Below are 21,589 nucleotides of genomic sequence, written 5' to 3'. Positions count from 1 at the left end.
GGCAAGCAGGGCGGTAGGGTGAGGCGCATGTACGGCAGCACCCGTGAGAAACCGCCGCTCGCCCGCGGGGCCGGTCAGCACCTCCTGGTCGTCGGGGAGCCGGACGTCGCCGAACTGCTCTCCACCACGCTGGAGCTGGCGGGATACCGGACCGGCGTGGCCGGCTCCGGCACCGAGGCGCTGGCCCGGCTCGGTGCGGGGCGGTTCGACTGCGTGGTCCTCGACGCGGCGCTGCCGGACCTGGAGGGCCTCGGCCGTGACCGGCCGGTCCTCGCCCACCGCCCGCCGGTGCTCCTGCTGACCGCGTGCGAGTCGCTGGACCGGCTCGTTCCCGAACTGGGCCTCGGGGAGCGGGACTACGTCACCAAGCCCTTCCGGATGGCCGAGGTCCTGGCCCGCGTCCAGGTCCTGCTGCGCGGCACCGGCCGCGGCCGCCCGCGGGGCGCCGCGCTCGGCTACCGCGACCTGGTCCTGGACGACACCCTGTGCGAGGCGCGCCGCGGTACGCGGACGCTCGACCTCACGCCCGCCGAGTACCGGTTGCTGCGCCATCTCCTGGTCAACGCGCACCGGGTGCTGTCCAAGGAGCAGATCGGCAGGTACGTCTGGGACGACCACCACGGCGACAACGCCATCGAGCAACTGGTCTCCCGGCTGCGGCGCAAGGTGGACCGGGAGGGTCCCGTGCTGATCCACACCCGCCGGGGTTTCGGCTACTGGCTGGGACGTGCCGACGCCGAGGACTGAGTCCCCGTCGAGGAGCGCTCCTTCACGTCAACTCGACTTTCCGGCCAGGGTAGTTGGTGGCTGCGGCAGGGTGTGTGATCTGGGTCACGTCAGCTTTCTGTCAGGAAACTGACGGGAAGGCGTCAGCCCCCTCTGTTTGCATGTGCCCATCGAGGCCTCGACCACTTCACCCCGGCGCTCCGCCCGTCGAGCGGAGCCCCCCACCCCGAGGAGAACCATGGCCGACACCCTGACCGGTTCCGCGCCCCAAGCGGCCGCGCCGGTCCCCGAGTTCCCGATGGCCAGGGCGGCGGGCTGTCCCTTCGACCCGCCCCCCGAGCTGCGGGCCCAGCAGGACGAGGGCCGGCTCGTCAGGGTCCGGCTCTGGGACGGCAGCACGCCCTGGCTGGTCACCCGCTACGAGGACCAGCGCGCCCTGCTCCTCGACCCCCGGGTCAGCGCCGACATCACCAGCCCCGGATATCCGCTCCAGGCCCCCAGCAACGGCAAGAACAACATCAGCTTCATTCTCATGGACGACCCGGAGCACGCCCGCCTGCGCCGCATGGTGACGGCCCCGTTCGCGGTGAAACGGGTCGAGGCGCTGCGGCCCGGCGTGCAGAAGATCGTGGACGACCTGATCGACGACATGCTCTCCGTCGGTGGCCCCGTCGACCTGGTGCAGGCGTTCGCCCTGCCGGTGCCCTCGCTGGTCATCTGCCGGCTGCTCGGAGTGCCGTACGAGGACCACGACTTCTTCCAGGAGAACAGCAGGATCCTCATCACGCGGGAAGCGGCCATCGAGGACCGGATGGCCGCCCACGGGAAGCTGCTCGGCTATCTCGACGAGCTGATGGGCGAGAAGCTGGCCCATCCCGGCGACGACCTGCTCTCCGGGCTCGTGGAGCGGGTCCGGTCGGGCGACCTGTCCCGGCAGGACGTCGCCCAGATCGGCGTGCTGCTGCTCCTGGCCGGCCACGAGACCACCGCCAACATGATCGCCCTCGGCACGCTCGCCCTCCTCGAACACCCGGACCAGTTCGCCCTGTTGCGCGACACCGAGGATCCGGGGCTCGTGGCGTCGGCTGTGGAGGAGCTGCTGCGCTACCTGAGCATCGTGCACGGCGGCCGGCGCCGGGCGGTCCTCGCGGACATCGAGATCGCCGGACAGGTGATCCGGGCCGGCGAGGGCCTCGTCCTGCCCAACGACATCGCCAACCGGGACCCCGACGCCTTCGCCGACCCCGACCGGCTCGACCTCACCCGCGACGCCCGTCGCCACGTCGCCTTCGGCTTCGGCGTCCACCAGTGCCTCGGCCAGCCCTTGGCCCGCATGGAGCTCCAGGTCGTCTACAGCACCCTCTACCGCCGCATCCCCACCCTGCGCCTGGCCGCCGACGTCGACGGGCTGCCGTTCAAGCACGACGGCTCGGTCTACGGCGTCTACGAACTGCCCGTCACCTGGTGAACCCGATGCCGACGGACAACCCCCCACAGAGCCGGAACGACGAGGTACAGATCATGCGTGTGGAACTGGACGAGTCGAAGTGCGTCGCGTCGGGGCAGTGCGTGATGGCCGCCCCCGAGGTGTTCGACCAGCGCGACGAGGACGGCATCGCCTTTCTACTGGACGAGAAGCCCCCGGCGGACTCCCTCGACGACGTGCGCGAGGCCGTGGCGATCTGTCCGGCCGCCGCCATCCGCCTGGTCGACCAGTGAGGCGGATCGTCGTCGTCGGCGCCTCGGCCGCCGGGCTCGCGGCGGTCGAGACGCTCCGCCGCGAGGGCTACGAGGGCACGCTCACCCTCGTGGGAGACGAACCGCGGGCGCCGTACGACCGCCCGCCGCTGTCCAAGCACCTGCTGGCCGCCGACTGGGAGCCGGACCGGCTGGCCCTGCGCACACCCGACGACCTGGCCGGGCTCGGCCTCGACCTGCGGCTGGGTGTGGCCGCGACCGGCCTCGAACTCGCCGAGCGGACGGTGAGCCTGGCCGACGGGTCCGAAGTGTCCTACGACGGACTGATCGTGGCCACCGGCGTCCGGCCGCGCCGACTGCCCGGCGAGGGCGCGCACGTGCTGCGGACCCTCGACGACGCACTGACGCTGCGGGAACGGCTCACGCCGGGGCGGCGCCTGATCGTCGTGGGCGCAGGGTTCCTCGGGGCGGAGGCCGCCGCCGTGGCCTGGCGTCTGGGCGCCCACGTGACCCTCCTCGAACCCGCCGCCGTGCCGCTGGCCCACGCGGTCGGCACGGAGGTCGGCCGGGTGCTGTCGCGGGCGCACGCGGACCGGGGTGTGGACCTGCGCTGCGGGGTCACCGTCACCGAGGTGACCGAGGACGGGGTGCGGCTCGCGGACGGCGAGGTGATCGAGGCCGACGAGGTGCTCGTCGCCGTCGGCTCGCTGCCGAACACCGAGTGGCTCGACGGCAGCGGGCTGCCCGTGGGCGACGGCGTGATCTGCGACGAGTTCTGCGAGGCCGCCTGGGGGTCCCCCCGGCCGAAGGTTGGGGGAGTGTACGCGGCCGGTGACGTGGCCCGCTGGTACAACCCGCTGTTCGGCACCTCGATGCGCGTCGAGCACCGCACCAACGCCGCCGAACAGGGCATGGCCGCCGCCCGCAACCTCCTGCGCCCCGAGGCCCGCAAGCCGTTCGCTCCGGTGCCGTACTTCTGGTCCGACCAGTACGACATGAAGGTCCAGGCCTACGGCTTCCTGCGTGGCCACGACGAGGTGGCCGTGGTGGACGGGGGCCTGGCGGAGCGCCGGTTCGTCGCCGTGTACCGCACCGGCGACCGGGTCAGCGGCGCCCTCGCGGTCGGTATGCCGCCCAAGGCGATCCGGGCGTGGCGGCAGGCGATCGCCGCGGGCGCGGCCTGGAGCGAGGCCGTGGGAACGGAGGTCCCGGCAACCGGGGCCTGACAACAAGGACGTTGTCCCCTGTGGGTCTTCCGTACGACGCACGCCGTGACGTGGTGGTCGTCACCGGGGCCGGAGGCATCGGAACAGGGTCGCGCCGCCGGCTCGGCAGCGGCCGCACCCTGTTCCTCGCCGACACCTCGCGCGGCCAACTCCACCGTAAGGTCGCGGCGTTGGACGCCGGCGCCCAACCCGGTGCCGGCGTCCCGTCGCCCGGCGGTAAACTCACACCGTAAGTTACTTGAGTTACGCAACAAGATGGTAAAGTGGTGCCCATGTCCACACCACCGCTCCCCGACGTCCCCGCTTCCCCGGAAGTCATCGAGATCGAGCGGGCGCTCACCCGCATCACCTACCTGAGCACGCGCGCCCGGCAGCACGACCGGCTGATGGCCCTGGCCGAGGTCCCCCTGGACCGGGCCGCCGTGGCGCTGCTGCGCCAGGTCGCCGACTCCGAGCCACTGCGGCCCGGGGAACTGGCCACCCGGCTCGGGGTGGAGGCCTCCCACGTCACCCGCACCGTGCAGCAGCTGCAGAAGTCCGGGTACGTCACCCGCGTCCCCGACCCGGACGACCGCCGCGCCCAGCGCATCCAGCTCACCGCGACCGGTCAGCAGGCCATCGACCGCATCCGGGAGGCCGGCGCCCGCGGCATGCAGCTGGCCCTGTCCGAGTGGTCGCCCGAGGAGCTGCGCGAGCTCGCCACGCTCTTCCACCGCATGGTCGACGACTTCCTGTCGCACGCCATCGACGACGACACCGAGCAGCAGCCCATCGCCCCGGCCGGCACCGCCTGAGCGCACGGGCCCCTCGCATCGCCGCGGTTTTCGGGCGCCCCGTCCGGACGGGACGGCGATGCCGCGCGAGGGTCCGGCGTCCTCCTCACGAAGCGGCGCGCTCTCGTCCCCACGGTGGGCCGGTGGTCCACGGGCCTCTACCGTCCAGTAATATCGCGCGGCAGGTCATCACGAGGAGGAACCGTGTCACGGTCCGAACGCTCGCCCCTGCTGCTCGCCGGCCTGTTGGCCGCCGCGGGCGTCGCCCACTTCGCCTCTCCACGCCAGTTCGACGCGATCGTCCCGCGCAGCCTGCCCGGCACGCCCAGGACCTGGACGTACGCCAGCGGAGTCGCCGAACTGGCGCTGGCCGCGGGCATCGCCGCCCCGCGCACCCGCAAGACGGCGGCGCTCGCCGCCGCCGCACTCTTCGTCGGCGTGTTCCCCGCCAACGTCAAGATGGCCGTCGACTGGCGCCACCGCCCCGCCCCCCTGAAGGCCGCGGCCATCGGACGGCTGCCGCTCCAGATACCCCTCGTCCTGTGGGCCCGCAGCGTCGCGCGCAGCGGCGAGGGCCGCTCATGAGCGCCCGTCCGCAGACCGGCGACAAGATCGAGGACTTCACGCTGCCGGACGAGACCGGCACGCCGCGCAGCCTGTCCGACCTGCTCGCCGACGGACCCGTCGTGCTGTTCTTCTACCCCGCCGCCCTCACCCCCGGCTGCACCGCGGAGGCCTGCCACTTCCGCGACCTGGCCGCCGAGTTCGCCGCCGTCGGCGCCCGGCCCGTGGGCATCAGCGGCGACGCCGTCGAACGACAGCAGGAGTTCGCCGGACAGCACAGCCTCGGCATGCCCCTGCTGTCCGACACCGACGGGAAGATCCGGGAGCTGTTCGGCGTGAAGCGGGGCTTCTCCCTGGCGCCCACCAAGCGGATCACCTTCGTCATAGCCGAGGACCGGACGATCCTGGAGGTCGTCCGCAGCGAACTGCGGATGAACACCCACGCCGACCGGGCCCTGGACGCCCTGCGCGCCCACCGCGCCTGACCGACAGGACCCCGAAGGGCGCATCGCGGTTGATGCACTGCCCCAAAGGGACCATCCTGGACGCTATGGAGCACGCCTCCGCTGCGGCAACCACCGATGCCCGGGGCATCGTGACGGGGTGGAGCGACGGTGCCCTGCTGCTGACGGGATACCCGGCCGACGAGGTCGTGGGACGCCCGGCACGGGAGCTGCTCGCCGAGGCTCCGTCGGACGAGACCGTGGCGGCGCTGACCGGCACCGCCGTGCTGCGGCACCGGGACGGCACCCCCCTCACCCTCGACGTGAAGGCACACCCGATACGCGCAGGCGACGGCACCCCACAGGGGTACGTGATCACCGCGGAACAGTCCGGCGAGAAGACCCTCGCCGGGCAGGCGTTCCAACAGGCGTCCGTGTCCATGTCGGTCTTCGACACCCGGCAGCGCTATCTGCGCCTCAACGACACCGCCTGCCGGGTGATGGGCGTGTCGGAGGACGTCCTGCTCGGCAGGCCCTTCCCGGAGACCGTGGAGGACGCCGAGCACAGCCGGGGCTTCCACAGCAATCTGCGCCAGGTCGCCGAAACGGGCCGGCCGGTCCACTACGAGAGCTTCACCGGCGCGCCCGCCCTCAACCGGGAGCACGCCTGGAACATCGAGATGTGGCCGGTGCGGGACTCCTCCGGAGACGTCACCGGAGTCGCCCTGGCGGCGCTCGACAGCACCGAGCAGTACTGGGCCCGGCAACGCCTCGCCCTGCTGAACGAGGCGGGGGCCGCCATCGGCACCACCCTGGACGTGGTCCGCACCGCCGAGGAACTCGTCGAACTCCTCGTCCCGAAGTACGCCGACTTCGCCAGCGTCGACCTGCTCGAATGGGTCCTCGGCGCGGACGAACCCGTGGCGGCCCTGGACGGCGAGATCGTCCTGCGCCGCGTCGCCCACGGCTCCCGCACCGAGGGCACCCCCGAAGCGGCCGTACGCCTGGGCGAGGTGGACGTCTATCCCCCCTACTCGCCGCCCGCGAAGGCGCTGCGGCAGGTCAGAGCGGTCCTCGGCCAGGCCGGCGAGCCGGACTTCATGCGGTGGGTCGCCGAGCGCAACGCGCGGGCCCCCGCGGGCCGCCCCCACCGCCGAGGAGTCCACTCGATGCTCGCGGTGCCGCTGCGCGCCCGCGGCACCACACTGGGAGTCGCGGTGGCCGTCCGCATCGCCCACCCGGAGGACTACGTCGGTGACGACGCCGTCCTCGCCGAGGAACTGGCCGGCCGCGCCGCCGTCTGCATCGACAACGCCCGTCGCTTCGGCCGCGAACGCACCACCGCCCTGGCCCTCCAGCACAGCCTGCTGCCCCGCGGTCTTCCCGGCCAGGCCGCGGTCGAGGTGGCCCACCGCTATCTGCCCTCAGGGTCGCTCGCCGGCATCGGCGGCGACTGGTTCGACGTGATCCCGCTCTCCGGCAGCCGGGTCGCCCTGGTCGTCGGCGACGTCGTCGGCCACGGCATCCCCTCCTCGGCGACCATGGGACGCCTGTGCACCGCCGTCCGCACCCTCGCCGACGTCGACCTGCCGCCGGACGAACTCCTCACCCACCTCGACGACCTGGTCACCCACCTCGCGTCCGGCGACACCGATGAGGACGTCGCGGAACTCGGCGCCACCTGCCTCTACGCCGTCTACGACCCGGTCTCCCGCCGCCTCACCATGGCCGCCGCCGGGCACCCCCCGCCGGCCCTCGTCCTGCCCGACGGCACCGCGCGGCTCATGCCCCTGACCGCCGGCCCCCCGCTCGGCGTCGGAGGGCTGCCCTTCGAGGCCACCGAGACGGAACTGCCCGAGGGCGCCGTCGTGGCCCTGTACACCGACGGCCTCATCGAGGACCGCGACCGCGACGTCGACCACGCCACCGACGAACTGTGCCGCGCCCTGACCGCCCGCACCGAGACCCTCGACGACCTGTGCGACACCGTGCTGAAGGCCGTACTGCCGGAGGAGCCCGGCGACGACGTGGCCCTGCTGCTGGCCCGCACCCGGGCGCTGGGCGCGGACCAGGTCGCCACCTGGGACGTCACACCGGACCCCGCCCACGTGGCCGCGACCCGGCAGGCCGCCACCGAGCAACTCACCGCCTGGGGACTGGACGAGGCCGCCTTCGTCACCGAACTGGTCGTCAGCGAACTGGTCACCAACGCCATCCGCTACGGCGAACCGCCCATCCAGCTACGCCTGATCCGTGACCGCACCCTCATCTGCGAGGTCTCCGACGGCAGTTCCACCTCCCCGCACCTGCGCCGCGCCCACGCCTTCGACGAAGGAGGCCGCGGACTGCTCCTGGTCGCCCAGCTCACCCAGCGCTGGGGCAGTCGGCAGACCGGCAGCGGCAAGACCATCTGGGCCGAGCAGACGCTGCCGCCACCGGACTGACCGCTCACTCCTTCAGGGCGTCGGCGGCGACCTGGGCGAGGGTGCGGCCCGAGCGCGCGGACCGGGCCCGGTGCGGGTCGGGCGTGCCGTGGCCCTGGGTACGCCCCTCGGAGGCCTTCACCAGCAGCCAGGACTCGTCGTCGCCGTGCCGGAACCGGGTCAGGGCGTATGCGCCGTGCAGCTTCGCCCCGTGCAGCCGGAACGTGGCGTGCCCGTGCTCCAGCGACTCCCCGAAGTCAACGGCCGGCCCCTGCGGTCGTGGCTCAGCGGCTCGTACGCGCCGTGGTCCCAGACGATCACCGTGCCGCCGCCGTACTCGCCCGCCGGGATCACACCCTCGAACTCCTCGTACTCCAGGGGGTGGTCCTCGGTGGGCACGGCGAGCCGCTTGTCCTTCGGTCGTCGCAGGGGCCCTTCGGGACCGACCACGACTTCAATACGTCGTCCACCTGGAGCCGGAAGTCGAAGTGCACGGTCCTGGCGTCATGGATCTGCACGACGAACCGGGGTTCCTCACCGGATGAGGCATCTCGCCCCCGCGGCTCGCCGGTNCGTCCACCTGGAGCCGGAAGTCGAAGTGCACGGTCCTGGCGTCATGGATCTGCACGACGAACCGGGGTTCCTCACCGGATGAGGCATCTCGCCCCCGCGGCTCGCCGGTCCGGCCGAAGTCCCGCTTGCCGTGGTGGTCCCGCAGCCGGTCACGGTCACCCACCGTCGACTCCTTCCCGGGCGCCCCGTACCGTCGGGCCGCCCCGTCCCCACGGGCCCCGAGTACCCCGCGAAGGCGTCAGAACTCCTCGTGCGTCTCCGGGTCCCCGCCGACGCGCCGGTGGGCGCGGTCCGCGATCGCCGCCATCTGGGCCCGGTCCAGCTCGAAGCCGAAGACGTCCAGGTTCCGGCGCTGCCGCTCCGGGTCCGCCGACTTCGGGATGGGGACCGCGCCGAGCTGGACGTGCCACCGCAGGACGACCTGACCGGGCGTCACCCCGTGGGCCTCGGCGACCTCGCCGACGACAAGGTCGTCCAGCAGCGCCGTGCCCCGGCCCAGCGGGCTCCAGCTCTCGACCAGGATCCCCTTGTCGGCGTGGAAGGCGCGCAGCTCTTCCTGCGGGAAGAACGGGTGCAGCTCGATCTGGTTGACCGCGGGCAGGACCCCGGTCTCCTTCTCCAGGCGCTCGATGTGTTCGGCCGTGAAGTTGGAGACGCCGATCGAGCGCACGAGACCTTCCTCGCGCAGCCTGATCATGGCCTTCCAGGAGTCGACGTACTTGTCGACCCGGGGGAGCGGCCAGTGGATCAGGTACAGGTCCACATGGTCCAGGCCGAGGCGGGCGCGGGACTCCTCGAAGGAGGCGAGGGTCTCCTCGTAGCCGTGGTGCCGGCCGGGCAGCTTGGTCGTCACCACGATCTCCTCGCGGGGCACGCCGCTGCCGGCCACGCCACGGCCGACGCCGGTCTCGTTGCGGTAGTTCGTCGCCGTGTCGACCAGGCGGTAGCCCGCCTCCAGCGCGCCGCGTACCGCCTGCTCCGCCTGCGTGTCGTCCATCGGCCAGGTGCCGAGGCCGAGGGCGGGGATCGTCGTACCGTCGTTGAGCGTGTGCGTCGGGATGCTGGTCACTGCGTCGCCTTCCCTTGACTGTGTCGTCCCTCCAGGGTCGGGGACAGGGGGACCAGTGATCAACCGGAAAGGCGGGGAAGAGCGCACCGGCCGTCCGCCCCCCCGCCGTCCGGGCGCCTGCTTCGGCACACACCCGGGTGCGGGCCGCCGCCCCAGCACGCCCCGTCCCCAGCACGCCCCGTCCCGCGAGCGCTGCGAGCCGGACGCGGACGCCTGCCGCACCGACCACGCCAGGCCCATTCCCCGAGCCGCTCGTCTCCTGCAAGGCGACACGGACCCGTAGGTCAGGGGCAGGGTGGTCGAACACGCCGAGCTGTGGCCGCACGCCGGCCCTGCTCGCGCCGGTCGTGGTGGTTTGCGCCCGCGACCGGGCCCCTTCGGCGGCCGGGTGCAAGAAAGCCGGCTGGTACGCCCCCGGCGGTGCCGTCCGTCGACGGACCGCACCGAAGCCCGGACGCGCGTCGCGGGGATGACTCCACGAGGCCCTGTCGCCCCGCTCGCGGAACGGTGTCACGATCTTCAGAGCCGGTCCGAGCCCGGCCGGCGGACAAGGACGACCAGGCGGAGCGTGTATGACGACGGACAGGGCCACTGAGGGCCGCGCGGACGAGGCCTCGGGGATCGAGGTGAAGCCGGTCGCCGGACACATCGGGGCCGAGATCACCGGCGTCGACCTGGCCGACGGCCTCGACGACACCGTGGTCGCCGCGATCCGGGCGGCGCTGCTGCGCTGGAAGGTGGTGTTCTTCCGCGGGCAGCGACTCGACCACGCGGGACAGGTCGCGCTCGCCCGCCGCTTCGGCGAACCGGTCGTGCTGCGCAAGCGCGGCAGCGCCTCGCCGCCGGACTTCCCCGAGATCGAGACCACCGCCGACCGGCTGGAACTGGGCGGCAGGTTCGGCATGGAGCACGAGGAATGGCTGCGACGCCGACGGCACACCCTGCTGCGCGGCTGGCACTGCGACCACGGCGCCCGTATCGACCCGCCGGCCGCGACGATCCTGCGCGCGGAGACCGTCCCGCCCTACGGCGGCGACACCACCTGGTCCAACCTGGCGGCCGCGTACGCCGGACTCTCCGCCCCTGTCAGGGAGTTCGTCGACGGGCTGCGGGCCGAGCACCGGCTCGGCGTCGGCTACCAGCCGCGGCCGGGCGACGACGCGTACGTCCGCCACCTGCTGGACCGTCAGGTCGCCTCGCTGCACCCCCTGGTGCGCGTCCACCCGGAGACCGGGGAGCGGATCCTGTACGTCAACGGGTACTACGTCGAGCAGATCGCCGACCTCTCCCGGGCCGAGAGCGCCGCGATCCTGGAGATGCTGCTGGAGCAGGCGACCCGGCCCGAGTACACCGTCCGGTTCCGCTGGGAGCCGGGCAGCGTGGCCTTCTGGGACAACCGGGCCACCATCCACCTCGCGCCCGGCGACAGCGCCCACCTCGACTTCCCCCGGACCATGCACCGGGTGATGCTCACCGGTGACGTCCCGGTCGGCGTGGACGGCAGGCCGTCGGAGCCGGTCACCGGGACCGAACCCGGGCGCTGGTGACCTCGCTCAGCTGCCCGGCTGCCAGCCCAGGGCCGGGCCCAGCTTCGTCGCCATGTCGGTGAGGATCTGCACGTAGTCCTCGTGCTCGAAGGTGAACGGCAGCGCGAACGCGACCTCGTCGACCTCGCGGTACGCGGCGTGCCCGTGCAGCCGCTCGGCGATCTCCTGAGAGGTGCCGACGATGTCGGGCGCGAACATCAGGCGGGCGGGGCCCTGGGGTGTCGCGGTACGAGGGGTGCGCTTCGCGGCGAACTCCTCGTACTTGGCGCGCTGTTCGGGCGAGGCGGAGTCGGTGGGGATGACCACGAGGCCCTGGGAGACGCGGGCGTCCTCGCCGTCGGGGTGGGCGGCGCGGAAGGCGCGGATGTGGGAGAGCTGGATCTCGGCGAAGTCCGGTGCCTCCTCGGCCCCTTCGGCCTTGACGACGCTGCTGACCAGGAAGTTCATACCGTGCTCGCCGGCCCACTTCGCCGAGCCGAGGCTGCCGCCGCCGTACCAGAGGCGGCGGCCGAGCCCGGGGGAGTGCGGCTGCACCCGGTCCGAGAACACCTCGAACCCCTCGACCCCGCTGAAGTCGGTGGCCGGCTCCCCGCGCACGAAGTCCAGCAGTCGCCGCACCCGCTCGTAGCTGAAGTCCTCGGCGTCCGCCGTGTCCGGGTACAGCGCGCCCTTGACCTCGTCGTAGCGCATGGGCGGGCCCACGCTCACCCCGGGGTTGAGGCGGCCGCCGGACAGCAGGTCGACGGTCGCCAGGTCCTCGGCCAGCCGCAGCGGGTTCTCCCAGCCCAGCGGGATGACCGCGGTGCCGAGTTCGATACGGCGGGTGCGTTGCGAGGCCGCCGCCAGCACCGCGACGGGCGAGGAGATGCCGTACTGGAGATGCCGGTGGCGCAGCCACGCGCTGTCGAAGCCCAGCCGCTCGCCCAGCTCGATGATCTCCAGCGTGGACTCGTGGCCCCGGCGCGGATCGGCCTCGTCGAACAGCCCGATGGTCAGGAAGCCCAGCTTGCGCAACGGGCGTGAGGTCGGCGGCACGGGCCCCTCCGTCGGTCGAGTCGTACAGCGGTTCTGTCTGGATTCTCGCAGGCGGCGGCCGTACGACCGCGATCAGGTCAGGGGGATGGTGATCTCGTCCTCGACCGGAGGCTCGATCTCCTGGGCGCGGTTGCCGGTGGCGGCGAAGCAGCGCAGCCGGATCGTCTCCGGGGTGACGTCCAGACGCAGGAAGCACTTGAAGAACGGCGGGCTGTAGGTGGCCGAACTCGGTGAGAACAACTGCGTGTAGATCTTGCGGACCGGGAGCCGGAACCGTGAGGTGCGGTCGGGACGGCCGCCCGCGCCCAGCAGACTGGCGACGACACGCGTGCGCAGGGTGACCCGCACGGGGCCGCCCGGCGTGCGGGTCGGCGGGATGCCGAGCCGCTCGGCGATCACGGCCGTCGCCTCGGCCTCGGTGAGGGTGAAGAAACGGCGCAGGCGCAGCCGACGGCCGTACAGCCTGCTGTAGAAGGCGAGGGAGTCGCCGCGCAGCGGATAGCAGCGGAAGTCCTTCTCGGTGACGTCGGCGACCGAGATGTGGGGGATGGTGTGCGTGGCGTGCATGAACGCGCCGCCGCCACCCGCGACGACGTACTGGATGGTGCGGCCGTCCACCCGCACCGGGTAGCGCTGGTAGTTGTGGATGTCGCCGCCTATCGCCGCCACGTAGTGGTGCTCCGGGTCGCGGACGATGTCGTCGACCGTGCCGCCGCCGTCGATCGCGCAGGGGTGGTGCTCGCCGTCCACGTACAGGGGCGATCCGGTGATCAGGATCTTCGGGCGGGGGCCCTGGGAGACCTCGCGCAGCCAGGCGCCCTGTTCGGCGTCGATGCGGCCCAGCAGACCCGTGTCGATGCCGATGATGCGCACCGGCCCGGCGTCGATGGCCCAGTACGGGCCGGGCTGGACGGCCCGTTGGGCCGCGGCCGACCGCAACGCGCGTACCTCGTCGAGGCGTTGTCCGTCGTTCGCGCGCGGCCGGTGCCACAGCAGGGACCGCAGCCAGGCGCGGGTGAGGGGGCGGGGCCTGTGCTCCGGGTCGAGGGGCGGGGCGTCGTCGCAGAAGACGCGCATGAAGGCGCCGAGGTCCTCGTACCAGTCGTGGTTGCCGGGTATCGCGTAGATCGGCGCCCGGTAGTCCTGGTACGGGCGGAAGAACTTCGTGCCGTAGTCGTCCGCGCTGCCCACCGGGTAGATCACGTCACTGGCGACCACCGCGAACCGCGTGTCCGCACCGACCTCGAGGAACCCGGGGACGACGGCGTACTGGGGATCGTCGCCCTCACCGGTGTCGCCGACGACCATGAAGGAGAACCGGTCCGGGTCGTCCCGGCGGATCACCTTGTCGGCCGGTGCGCCTGCCGCCGCCCGCTGGGCCACCCAACGGCTGCGGGTTCGGCCCGTGGGGTCCCCGAACCAGGACGCCACGACCCCGTTGCGGGCGGCCCACAGCGTCTTCGGGTTGAGCCACGAGATCTTCTCGACCTCGGGGGGCATCAGGCGCTGGTACTGGCCGCGTTCGGTGGTGCCCCAGCCGGCGCCTTCGGCGGTATCACGTGATGATTCAGACACCGGTGCACCGTAACAACGGTTCAGAACCGGCCGGGAGTTGGGTCAGCTCACCGTCGGCGGACGCGCTGCGGAGCCTCGTACGGCTTGCGCGGTCGCGGTACGGCCCACGCGGTGCTCTCGTGGACGGTGCCGGACGGTTCGGCGGGCGCGGGCCGGGCGGCCCGGCGGGGCGGAGCCGACCGGTTCGAGTCGTTGTCGCCCAGGACCAGCAGCGGATCGAACATCACCACCACGCCCGCCAGCACGAGGAAGACGACCGGCCCGAGCAGCATGGGTAACAGCAGCGAGTGGGGCGAGTCGCCGGCCCAGGTGCCGCCCCTGGTGTCGTGCACATGGACGCTGACGGCGGCCATTCCCGTGTAGTGCATGCCGGACACGGCCACGCCCATGATCAGGCTGGCCCCGAGGCTCGTCAGGAAGCCGCGGATCGTGACGGCCGCCCACAGGGCCGCAGTGGCGGCGACGATCGCGATCAGCACCGAGAGCGCGACGACGAACGGGTCGTAGTGGACCTCGCCGTTCAGGTGCATGGCCGCCATGCCCAGGTAGTGCATGGCGGCGACGCCGAGACCGGTGACGACGCCCGCGGCGGACAGCGTGACCGTGCTCGCACCGCGATAGCCCACGATGAACACGCCGATGCCGACCACCACGATCGCCACGGCCAGACTGAGCACGGTCAGGCCCACGTCGTAGCGGATCCGGGTCTCCTCGACCTGGAAGCCGATCATGGCGATGAAGTGCATCGTCCAGATGCCGCAGCCGATCGCGGCCGCGCCGAGCGCCAGCCAGCCCGCCTTCCACGACTGTGTGCCGAGCAGCGACCGGACCGTGCAGCGCAGTCCCAGAGCCCCTCCCAGACACGCCATCACATAGGCCGCCAAAGGGGTCACCAACCCATAGCGGAACCCGTCAACCGTGCCTTCCATACGCCAGCTCCCCCCGAGTCACGGCTTGTGGGGGAAGGCTTACGGGTATAGGACACGTAAAGCAAGCGGTTCCTGTAGGTAACCGGCGGTAAGGACTCAACTCACATGTGACGGGGCTCGACTCCGGTCACACAGCGGCGAGTTCCAGCCAGACCCGCTCTTCGGGGCACCCGGTGTGACACGCTCCGCGCACACCCGCCCCGCGTGAAGCGGCCGGATCAGAAGGTGCGCTTCAGGAGATCGAGCAGGGCCGCCCAGTGCCGCTCGTCGCCCGCCCGGTCGTACGACGCGGTGTCGGCCTGCGTGAAACCGTGGCGCGCGCCGGGGTAGACCTCGCAGGTGTGACGGACTCCGGCCGCGGTGAGTGCCTCCTCCAGGCGTTCGATCTGCTCGACGGGCAGCGACGGGTCCTGGTCGGCGTGGCCGAAGTACAGCTCCGCGGTGACCTTGCCGGCCACCAGGTGCGGGCTGTCCGGGGCCTCCGTCGCCAGCCGCCCGCCGTGGAAACCCGCCGCGGCCGCGACCCGCTCCGGGTAGGTGCCGGCGGTGTGGAGGGCCAAGCGGGCGCCCATGCAGTAGCCGGTGACGGCGATCGGGCCGTCACCGGCCTCGGGGGAGTCGGCCAGCCATCGCAGATAGGCACTCGCGTCCCGCATGGCCAGTTCCGGGGTCAGCGCCTGCATGATCGGGCCGATCCGCTCGAAGATCTCCGGCCGCGCCCCCGGATCGATGAACTCCGGCAGCTCCACCACGGGCGCCCGCCCGTGCCGGTAGAAGACGTTGGGCACCAGGACGGTGTAGCCGGCCTCGGCCAGCCGGTCGGCCATGGACGTCAGCTGGGGGCGCAGCCCGAACGCGTCCATGTAGAGGAGAACCGCCGGATGCGGGCGACCGTCACCGGGATGCGCCAGATACGCGTCGGCGGTGCCGTCGCCGGTGGGGATGTCGACTGCGGTTCCCTGTACAGGGGTCATGGCTGGGGCTGCCCTTCTGTGGCGTGTCGGCCGGCGAGACCGCCCGGACGGCCGGGCGGATCATGGTCATCGTGACACGCCTGGTCAGGGGCGTGTCCCGCACCCCATCTCGCCTTGCCCCGCCGTGAACGGCCCTTGGTGAACCCGTTACTCGAACCGTGACGTGTCGCCCGCGCCCTTGCGGATGATCTCCGCCTCGCCACCCGAGAAGTCGATGACCGTCGTCGGTTCGGTGCCGCAGTCCCCGGAGTCGACCACCGCGTCCAGGACGTGGTCCAGCCGGTCCTTGATCTCCCAGCCCTGCGTCATCGGCTCCTCCTCGTCCGGCAGCAGCAGCGTGCTGGACAGCAGCGGCTCGCCGAGCTCGGTGAGCAGGGCCTGGGTGACGACGTGGTCGGGGATGCGCACGCCGACCGTCTTCTTCTTCGGGTGCTGGAGCATGCGCGGCACCTCCTTCGTCGCGGGCAGGATGAAGGTGTAGCTGCCGGGCGTCGACGCCTTGATCGCGCGGAAGACGTCGTTGTCGACCCGTACGAACTGGCCGAGCTGCGAGAAGTCCTGGCACACGAGGGTGAAGTGGTGCCGGTCGTCCAGCCGGCGGATCGTCCGGATCCGGTCGATGCCGTCACGGCTGCCCAGCCGGCAGCCCAGCGCGTAACAGGAGTCCGTCGGGTACGCGATGAGCGCACCCGAGCGGATACTGTCGGCGACCTGGGAGATGGTGCGCGGTTGCGGGTTCTCGGGGTGCACGTCGAAGTACTTGGCCATCCGTCGAGCTTATGCCGTAGGCGGGCGACGACCGTGCAAGGCCGAGGGGGCCTCAGGGCAACGGTGTGAACGCGGCCGCGAACCGGGCGACCTCGGGCCGGGCGTCGTCCGCGCGCCACACCAGGGCCAGCTCCGCCGGTGCCAGACCCCGGACGGGACGGCAGACCACGTCGGGGCGCGGGTAGAGCCGGGCGTTGCCCTCCGCCAGCAGAGCCACGCCCAGCCCGGAGGCGACCGCCTCGAAGGTGTCGGCGGGAGACGTCACCTCGGTGCCGATCCGGGGCTCGCGGCCCTCGCGCGCGTCGGTGGCCAGCCAGAAGTCCCGCACCGGGCCGGCCGAGCGGGGCAGCGCCACGAAGGGTTCGGCGGCGAGGTCGGCGAAGTCCACCTCCGGCAGGTCGGCCAGCCGGTGGCCGTCGGGCAGGGCGACCCAGCGGTCTTCGCGGACCAGCGTGCGCGAGACGAGGCCGGGCACGGGAAGCGGCAGCCACAGGAACGCGACGTCCGAACCCCCGTCGCCGAGACCGGCGGTCAAATCCTCCCAGCTGACCAGCCGCAGAAAGATCCGCCAGCCCTGGTCCCGGAACCGGGCCAGCACCTCGCGCTGCAGGTCACGGCCGACGGCCGTCTGCATGCCGACGGTGAGCGAGAACACCGGCCCGGCCGCCCGCGCCTCCCGCCAGGCCTCGTCCCAGGCGGCCACCAGCTCCCGGGCCCTCGGCAGCAGGGCCCGCCCCTGCGGTGTCAACACGACCTCGCGGGGCCGGCGTTCCAGCAGGGGAAAGCCCAACTGGCGCTCCAGCGCCCGGATCTGCTTGGACAGCGCGGGCTGGGAGATGAAGAGCTTCTGGGCGGCCACGGTGAAGTGCAGATGCTCCGCGAGCACCGTGAAGTACCGAAGGTCGCGCACATGAACGTCCATAACCAACGGTTATAGCCATAGGTCTTGGACGGCGGCAGCGAACCGGGGACAAGCTGGGGCCACAAGGGATCACCAGGCATCACCAGTCATCACCAGGGATCCCACGAGACCGGACGGCCAAGGAGCAACCGATGACCACCCTGCCCCGCCGCCTGCTCGGCGACCTCGAGACCTCGGCGATCGGCTTCGGCGCGATGGTGCTGTCGCCCGGCGTGTACGGCGAGATCGACGACGAACGGGCGATCGCCGCGCTGCACGCCGCACTCGACGAGGGGACCACCCTCGTCGACACCTCCGACGGCTACGGCGCCGACGGCCACAACGAACGCCTCGTCGGCGAGGCCCTCAAGGGCCGCCGGGACGGTGTCGTCGTCGCCACCAAGTTCGGCTTCCGCGTCCCCGAGGGCGCCGAAGGTCACCGCTTCCCCGTGTCGTACGCCTTCGGTGAGCTCGCCGTGAACGCCGAGCCCCGGTACGTACGCGGGTACGCCGAGCAGTCGCTGCGCAACCTGGGCACCGACGTGATCGACCTGTACTACCCGCACTTCCCCGACCCGCAGGTCCCGCTGGAGGATACGGTCGGCGCGGTCGCGGACCTGGTGAAGGCCGGTCTGGTGCGCCACCTGGGCCTGTCCAACGTCACCGCCGGCCAGCTGCGCCGGGCCCACGCGGTCCACCCGGTCGCCGCCGTACAGACCCAGTGGTCGATGTGGCAGCCCGTCGAGCCCGACCTGCACGCCACCGCCCGCGAACTCGGCGTCGGCATCGTGGCCTGGAGCCCGCTCGGCAGCGGCTTCCTGGCCGGCAAGGTGGACAACCTCGCCGAGAACGACTTCCGCCGCAACATCTCCCGCTTCGACGAGGCCAACCTCAAGGCCAACAACGACCGTTACGCGCCGCTGCGCGGCATCGCGGCCGACCTCGGCCTGACCCCGGGCCAGTTGGCACTGGCCTGGTTGCTGCACCAGGACGACCACGTGGTGCCGATCCCCGGCAGCCGCACCCCGGCCCACATCGCCGAGAACCTCTCCGCCGCCCGCGTCGACCTGCACGCCGACACCCTGGCTCGTATCGACGAGGCCCTCGCCGGATTCGCCCCCGAGGGAACGGGCTCGCTGCTCACCTGACCCGGTCACGGCGAGCGGCCTTGACTCCTGCGACGGCCACCGGCACGTACGCGTACGCGACGGGGCGCGCACCGGCGCGCGGCTGACCGTCCGCCGGGCGTGAGGTAACGTCCCCGACCGATGTGCCGGACGAAGCGAGGGGCGAGGGGAAGACCGACGTGGCTGGCCGAGAGGACGGACACCTTCACACGGAGGTGAGGGGCACGCGGGACGTCTCGTGGGCGCAGGAGTTGCTCGACCATCTGCGGCCGACCGGGCGCGACGTGCGCCGGGTCGTCGCGTGGCTCGCCGAGGCCGTACAGGGCCGCGCCTCCCTGCAGGACGACACCGGCGCGCTCCTCGCCGGCACCCGGGTGCCGCTGGACACCGACCTGGTCGCGGACCTGGTCGCCGGGCGCATCGCCTCCGCCGCGTGGGAGGGGGAGGACAGGCATCTGCGCCTGGTCAGGGTGGAGCGGCCCGCCCCCTGGCCGGCCGGGGTGCTGGCCGTGGCGCGTACGACCCCGTTCGACCGGCGGGCGTCCGACATCGTGACGCACACCGTGCAGGTCGTCGAGCTCCTGCTGCGGGCGCGCGAGGCGACCGTGGCAGGGCGCCGGCTGAAACGCGCGGCCTCCGACCTGAGGCTGGCGATCCTGCAACTGCTGATGGTGGAGGACACCGTCTCGGCCCGCCGGGTCGCGGCGGGCCTGTGGCCGGGACTGCTCGACACGGACACGGCCTGCGTCTTCGTCCTCGAAGGCTCCGCCGAGGAGCGTGACCGTATCGCCGAGGAGTGCCTCGACGCGACGGGCGAGCAGGCCCTCGTCGTGCGCTGCCCCGCCATGGACGGGCACGTGATCGTCGTGACCCCCGGCGACGCCGCGGGCGCGGCGCTGCGGTCCCTCGTCGTCCGTAACCCCGGTACGTTCCTCGGCGGCAGCGCCCGGCAGAGCCTCGCCCGCACCGCCACCGCCTACGGACAGGCCGTCAGCGCCCTCGCCGTCGCGCACTTCCGGCCGGACAACGCGGCCGTCTACGCGGAACGCACCCACCCCGAACGCTTGATGGACCCCGCCGCGCTGCGCGAGTGGACCGCCCAGGTGCTGCACCCGCTCGACACGCTGCCGCACCACACCCGTGCCGAACTCCTCGCCACCACGCGGCTCGGCCTGGAGTTCACCGCCGTGAACGCGGCGAAGGTCCTCGGCGTGAGCCGCAACACCGTCCGCGCCCGTATGGAACGCGTCGAAGGGCTGCTGGGCACCGACTTCTCCGACCTGACCGTCCGGGCCGCCGCGCACCTCGCCCTGAACACCCAGATCGGCCTCGCCGAGATCCCGGCCGTACGGTGCGCCGCGGGGCCGGCCCCGACCCGGTTCGCCGACCTCCTCACCGGAACCGCGGTCCGCACCTGGGCGCACGACCTGCTCGGCCGCCTGGACTGCGACACCCGGGACCTGCGCCGGACGCTGCGCACCTGGATAGCCGCCGGCGGCAACTCCGAACGGGCCGCCCTGACCCTCGGCATGCACGCGCAGACCGTGCGCGAGCACGTCCGCGGCGCGGAACCCGTCCTGGAACGCCAGCTCCTTGCCGGCGGCAGCGATCTCTACGAGGTCGTCCTGGCCCACCTGGTCGTCGGCGAGCTCGAACCGCCCGTCCTGGACCGGGCGAAACCGGGCCATCCGGACTCACCTGTGCACGGGTGAGCCCTGTGCGCGGCACAACGGGCATTGACGCGATTCACAACGGTTGCGTTTCACACGTAAGTTTTAGGCACCGCGGGGGCACGACCGGAACGGGGGACCGGTCGCGCTCCCGTGTGTCGTTTCGGTGAGCCGTACTGACCGCCCGGTCAGCCGCGCAGCCGTACCGGGATCTCCTGCCAGCCGAACGCGATGAACGACGGCACCTGCCGCAGCTCGCCCGCGTCGACGGCAAGCCGCAGGCCGGGGAACCGTTCGAACAGCGCCGGCAGCGCGGTCAGGGCCTCCGTGCGGGCCAGCGGCGCGCCGATGCACCGGTGCACGCCGATCCCGAACGCCAGGTGGTCGTCGGCCCCGCGCGCCGCGTCGAAGGCGTCCGCGTCCGGCCCGTAGTGCGCGGGATCCAGCCCCGCGGCGGCGTACGTCGTCAGGATCGCGTCCCCGGCCGGCACGGTGACGTCGCCGACGGTGAGGTCGGTGACGGCGAACCGCAGCGGCAGCGAGGCGATGGACGGGTGGACCCGGAGCGTCTCGTCGACCACGGCGTCCCATGCGATCTTTCCGGACCGTACGGCCGCCAGCTGTTCGGGATGCCGGAGCAGGGCGACGACCGCGTTGCCGACGAGGTTGACCGTGGTCTCGAAACCGGCGCCGATGACCAGCAGCAGCGTGTACAGCAGCTCCTCGTCGCTGAGCCGGTCGCCGTCCTCGTCCCGGACCCGGATCAGCTCCGTGGTCATGTCGTCGCCGGGGTGCTCCCCGCGGTGGGCGATGAGAGCGGGCAGCACCGTGCCGATCTGCTCCTGCACGGACGCGGCGTGCTCCGGGCTCGGGTCGGAGGTGTCCATGATGGCGGCGATCAGCCGCGCGGTGTCCGCCCGCAACTCCTCGGGCACCCCGAACAGTTCGCAGATGATCCGCATGGGCAGGGGATGGGCGAGCGCCGCCTTGATGTCGACGACGTCGGCGTCGGAGGCCTCCAGCGTGTCCAGCAGCTCCGCGGTGATCGCCTCCACCCGCGACCGCATCGCCTCGGTGCGCCGGTGCGTGAAGCTCGGCGCGACCAACTTGCGCAGCCGTGCGTGGTCGGCGCCGTACGTGGAGAGCATGTTCACCACGCCCACCCAGCCCAGCACCCAGCCCCAGGAGGGGTGTTCGCCGATCTCCGGCCACAGCCGCCAGTGTTTGCGGGGGTCCCTGCTGACCTGCGGGTCGAGGATGAGGTCCTTGAGGACGTCGTAGCCGGTGGGCGCCCAGGCGGGGATGCCGCCGGGCAGCTCGACGGGCACGATCGGCCCGAGAGCGCGCAACTGCTCGCTCTCGCCGGCGATGTCGGATCCCAGCGAGTCGATGACGAAGCGGTCGATGCGGTCGGTCACGGTCACGACGGACCTCCTGGACGGTCGGGGGAGCGGGGACTGAACCGGACGGGCAGTGAGGTCAGCGAGCGGTGGAACGGACCGGGCCGCCGGCTGGGCGCCCTCCGGGCGGCGCGCCGGCCGCTGTGGCGCGGGCGGGTCCGCAGCGCC

At 72.3% G+C, this 21,589-nt stretch carries 20 protein-coding genes and 1 pseudogene; 12 read left to right on the top strand and 9 right to left on the bottom strand.

The genetic code is table 11. From position 1 onward, the window contains the following. Positions 1 to 27: 27 nt before the first annotated feature. From ACWBNA_RS44890 to ACWBNA_RS44850, 9 genes are all read left to right on the top strand, one after another. On the top strand, positions 28 to 747 hold the full coding sequence (locus tag ACWBNA_RS44890; protein WP_482710370.1) for a response regulator transcription factor: 720 nt from the start codon (positions 28 to 30) through the stop codon (positions 745 to 747). A gap of 217 nt (positions 748 to 964) precedes the next feature. Continuing rightward, on the top strand, positions 965 to 2,194 hold the full coding sequence (locus tag ACWBNA_RS44885) for a cytochrome P450 (protein ID WP_482710369.1): 1,230 nt from the start codon (positions 965 to 967) through the stop codon (positions 2,192 to 2,194). A 53-nt stretch (positions 2,195 to 2,247) separates the two neighbouring features. Then, positions 2,248 to 2,445, top strand: a complete 198-nt coding sequence (locus tag ACWBNA_RS44880) for a ferredoxin (RefSeq protein ID WP_482710368.1) — start codon at positions 2,248 to 2,250, stop codon at positions 2,443 to 2,445. After that, positions 2,442 to 3,650, top strand: a complete 1,209-nt coding sequence (locus ACWBNA_RS44875; RefSeq protein ID WP_482710367.1) for an NAD(P)/FAD-dependent oxidoreductase — start codon at positions 2,442 to 2,444, stop codon at positions 3,648 to 3,650. The genes ACWBNA_RS44880 and ACWBNA_RS44875 overlap by 4 nt, the downstream gene beginning before the upstream one ends. Positions 3,651 to 3,670: 20 nt before the next feature. Continuing rightward, a complete protein-coding gene (locus tag ACWBNA_RS44870; protein ID WP_482710366.1) occupies positions 3,671 to 3,883 on the top strand; it encodes a hypothetical protein in 213 nt (70 codons plus the stop codon). Positions 3,884 to 3,922: 39 nt separating this feature from the next. After that, positions 3,923 to 4,444: a MarR family winged helix-turn-helix transcriptional regulator gene (locus ACWBNA_RS44865; RefSeq protein WP_482710365.1), complete on the top strand. Its 522-nt coding sequence runs from the start codon at positions 3,923 to 3,925 to the stop codon at positions 4,442 to 4,444. 183 nt (positions 4,445 to 4,627) lie between these two features. Beyond that, positions 4,628 to 5,008: a DoxX family protein gene (locus ACWBNA_RS44860; protein WP_482710364.1), complete on the top strand. Its 381-nt coding sequence runs from the start codon at positions 4,628 to 4,630 to the stop codon at positions 5,006 to 5,008. Further along, complete coding sequence (locus ACWBNA_RS44855) at positions 5,005 to 5,472, top strand: peroxiredoxin (RefSeq protein ID WP_482710363.1); 468 nt, start codon at positions 5,005 to 5,007, stop codon at positions 5,470 to 5,472. The genes ACWBNA_RS44860 and ACWBNA_RS44855 overlap by 4 nt, the downstream gene beginning before the upstream one ends. A gap of 65 nt (positions 5,473 to 5,537) precedes the next feature. Beyond that, positions 5,538 to 7,874, top strand: a complete 2,337-nt coding sequence (locus tag ACWBNA_RS44850; protein WP_482710362.1) for a SpoIIE family protein phosphatase — start codon at positions 5,538 to 5,540, stop codon at positions 7,872 to 7,874. A gap of 4 nt (positions 7,875 to 7,878) precedes the next feature. On the opposite strand, the pseudogene ACWBNA_RS44845 reads toward ACWBNA_RS44850, so the two are convergent. Beyond that, a pseudogene (locus tag ACWBNA_RS44845) lies at positions 7,879 to 8,589 on the bottom strand (DNA polymerase ligase N-terminal domain-containing protein). A 75-nt stretch (positions 8,590 to 8,664) separates the two neighbouring features. Further along, positions 8,665 to 9,495: an aldo/keto reductase gene (locus ACWBNA_RS44840; protein WP_482710361.1), complete on the bottom strand. Its 831-nt coding sequence runs from the start codon at positions 9,493 to 9,495 to the stop codon at positions 8,665 to 8,667. A 572-nt stretch (positions 9,496 to 10,067) separates the two neighbouring features. On the opposite strand from ACWBNA_RS44840, the gene ACWBNA_RS44835 reads away from it, so the two are divergent. After that, positions 10,068 to 11,042, top strand: a complete 975-nt coding sequence (locus ACWBNA_RS44835) for a TauD/TfdA dioxygenase family protein (protein ID WP_482710360.1) — start codon at positions 10,068 to 10,070, stop codon at positions 11,040 to 11,042. Between the two features lie 6 nt (positions 11,043 to 11,048). Here ACWBNA_RS44835 and ACWBNA_RS44830 read toward each other — a convergent pair whose 3' ends face one another. From ACWBNA_RS44830 to ACWBNA_RS44805, 6 genes are all read right to left on the bottom strand, one after another. Beyond that, positions 11,049 to 12,077 carry an LLM class flavin-dependent oxidoreductase gene (locus ACWBNA_RS44830; protein ID WP_482710359.1) on the bottom strand — a complete coding sequence of 343 codons (1,029 nt, stop codon included), beginning with the start codon at positions 12,075 to 12,077 and terminating at the stop codon, positions 11,049 to 11,051. A gap of 72 nt (positions 12,078 to 12,149) precedes the next feature. Beyond that, positions 12,150 to 13,652, bottom strand: a complete 1,503-nt coding sequence (locus tag ACWBNA_RS44825) for a metallophosphoesterase family protein (RefSeq protein ID WP_482710358.1) — start codon at positions 13,650 to 13,652, stop codon at positions 12,150 to 12,152. A gap of 47 nt (positions 13,653 to 13,699) precedes the next feature. Next, on the bottom strand, positions 13,700 to 14,581 hold the full coding sequence (locus ACWBNA_RS44820; RefSeq protein WP_482710357.1) for an MHYT domain-containing protein: 882 nt from the start codon (positions 14,579 to 14,581) through the stop codon (positions 13,700 to 13,702). Positions 14,582 to 14,799: 218 nt separating this feature from the next. Continuing rightward, positions 14,800 to 15,555 (bottom strand): dienelactone hydrolase family protein, encoded by a 756-nt coding sequence (locus ACWBNA_RS44815; RefSeq protein WP_482710356.1) that lies wholly within the window; start codon positions 15,553 to 15,555, stop codon positions 14,800 to 14,802. Positions 15,556 to 15,702: 147 nt separating this feature from the next. After that, positions 15,703 to 16,323, bottom strand: a complete 621-nt coding sequence (locus tag ACWBNA_RS44810) for an L-threonylcarbamoyladenylate synthase (protein ID WP_482710355.1) — start codon at positions 16,321 to 16,323, stop codon at positions 15,703 to 15,705. Positions 16,324 to 16,375: 52 nt separating this feature from the next. After that, complete coding sequence (locus ACWBNA_RS44805) at positions 16,376 to 17,245, bottom strand: LysR family transcriptional regulator (protein ID WP_482710354.1); 870 nt, start codon at positions 17,243 to 17,245, stop codon at positions 16,376 to 16,378. A gap of 131 nt (positions 17,246 to 17,376) precedes the next feature. Between ACWBNA_RS44805 and ACWBNA_RS44800 the strand changes: the two genes are divergently transcribed. Next, positions 17,377 to 18,372 (top strand): aldo/keto reductase, encoded by a 996-nt coding sequence (locus ACWBNA_RS44800; protein ID WP_482710353.1) that lies wholly within the window; start codon positions 17,377 to 17,379, stop codon positions 18,370 to 18,372. Between the two features lie 158 nt (positions 18,373 to 18,530). Then, entirely contained in the window at positions 18,531 to 20,063 is a 1,533-nt protein-coding gene (locus ACWBNA_RS44795; protein WP_482710352.1) for a helix-turn-helix domain-containing protein, read from the top strand. Positions 20,064 to 20,209: 146 nt separating this feature from the next. Here ACWBNA_RS44795 and ACWBNA_RS44790 read toward each other — a convergent pair whose 3' ends face one another. Continuing rightward, entirely contained in the window at positions 20,210 to 21,445 is a 1,236-nt protein-coding gene (locus ACWBNA_RS44790; protein ID WP_482710351.1) for a cytochrome P450 family protein, read from the bottom strand. Positions 21,446 to 21,589 lie beyond the last annotated feature (144 nt).

Source organism: Streptomyces sp. Q2 (genome assembly GCF_056820935.1).
This window is presented reverse-complemented; position numbering and strand designations above follow the sequence as displayed.

Excerpts from the sequence above, each read along its gene's own strand:
- ACWBNA_RS44890 (WP_482710370.1), top strand. The coding sequence starts at position 28 with ATGTACGGCAGCACCCGTGAGAAACCGCCGCTCGCCCGCGGGGCCGGT.
- ACWBNA_RS44885 (WP_482710369.1), top strand. The coding sequence starts at position 965 with ATGGCCGACACCCTGACCGGTTCCGCGCCCCAAGCGGCCGCGCCGGTC.
- ACWBNA_RS44880 (WP_482710368.1), top strand. The coding sequence starts at position 2,248 with ATGCGTGTGGAACTGGACGAGTCGAAGTGCGTCGCGTCGGGGCAGTGC.
- ACWBNA_RS44865 (WP_482710365.1), top strand. The coding sequence starts at position 3,923 with ATGTCCACACCACCGCTCCCCGACGTCCCCGCTTCCCCGGAAGTCATC.
- ACWBNA_RS44855 (WP_482710363.1), top strand. The coding sequence starts at position 5,005 with ATGAGCGCCCGTCCGCAGACCGGCGACAAGATCGAGGACTTCACGCTG.
- ACWBNA_RS44850 (WP_482710362.1), top strand. The coding sequence starts at position 5,538 with ATGGAGCACGCCTCCGCTGCGGCAACCACCGATGCCCGGGGCATCGTG.
- ACWBNA_RS44835 (WP_482710360.1), top strand. The coding sequence starts at position 10,068 with ATGACGACGGACAGGGCCACTGAGGGCCGCGCGGACGAGGCCTCGGGG.
- ACWBNA_RS44820 (WP_482710357.1), bottom strand. The coding sequence starts at position 14,581 with ATGGAAGGCACGGTTGACGGGTTCCGCTATGGGTTGGTGACCCCTTTG.
- ACWBNA_RS44815 (WP_482710356.1), bottom strand. The coding sequence starts at position 15,555 with ATGACCCCTGTACAGGGAACCGCAGTCGACATCCCCACCGGCGACGGC.
- ACWBNA_RS44810 (WP_482710355.1), bottom strand. The coding sequence starts at position 16,323 with ATGGCCAAGTACTTCGACGTGCACCCCGAGAACCCGCAACCGCGCACC.
- ACWBNA_RS44805 (WP_482710354.1), bottom strand. The coding sequence starts at position 17,245 with ATGGACGTTCATGTGCGCGACCTTCGGTACTTCACGGTGCTCGCGGAG.
- ACWBNA_RS44800 (WP_482710353.1), top strand. The coding sequence starts at position 17,377 with ATGACCACCCTGCCCCGCCGCCTGCTCGGCGACCTCGAGACCTCGGCG.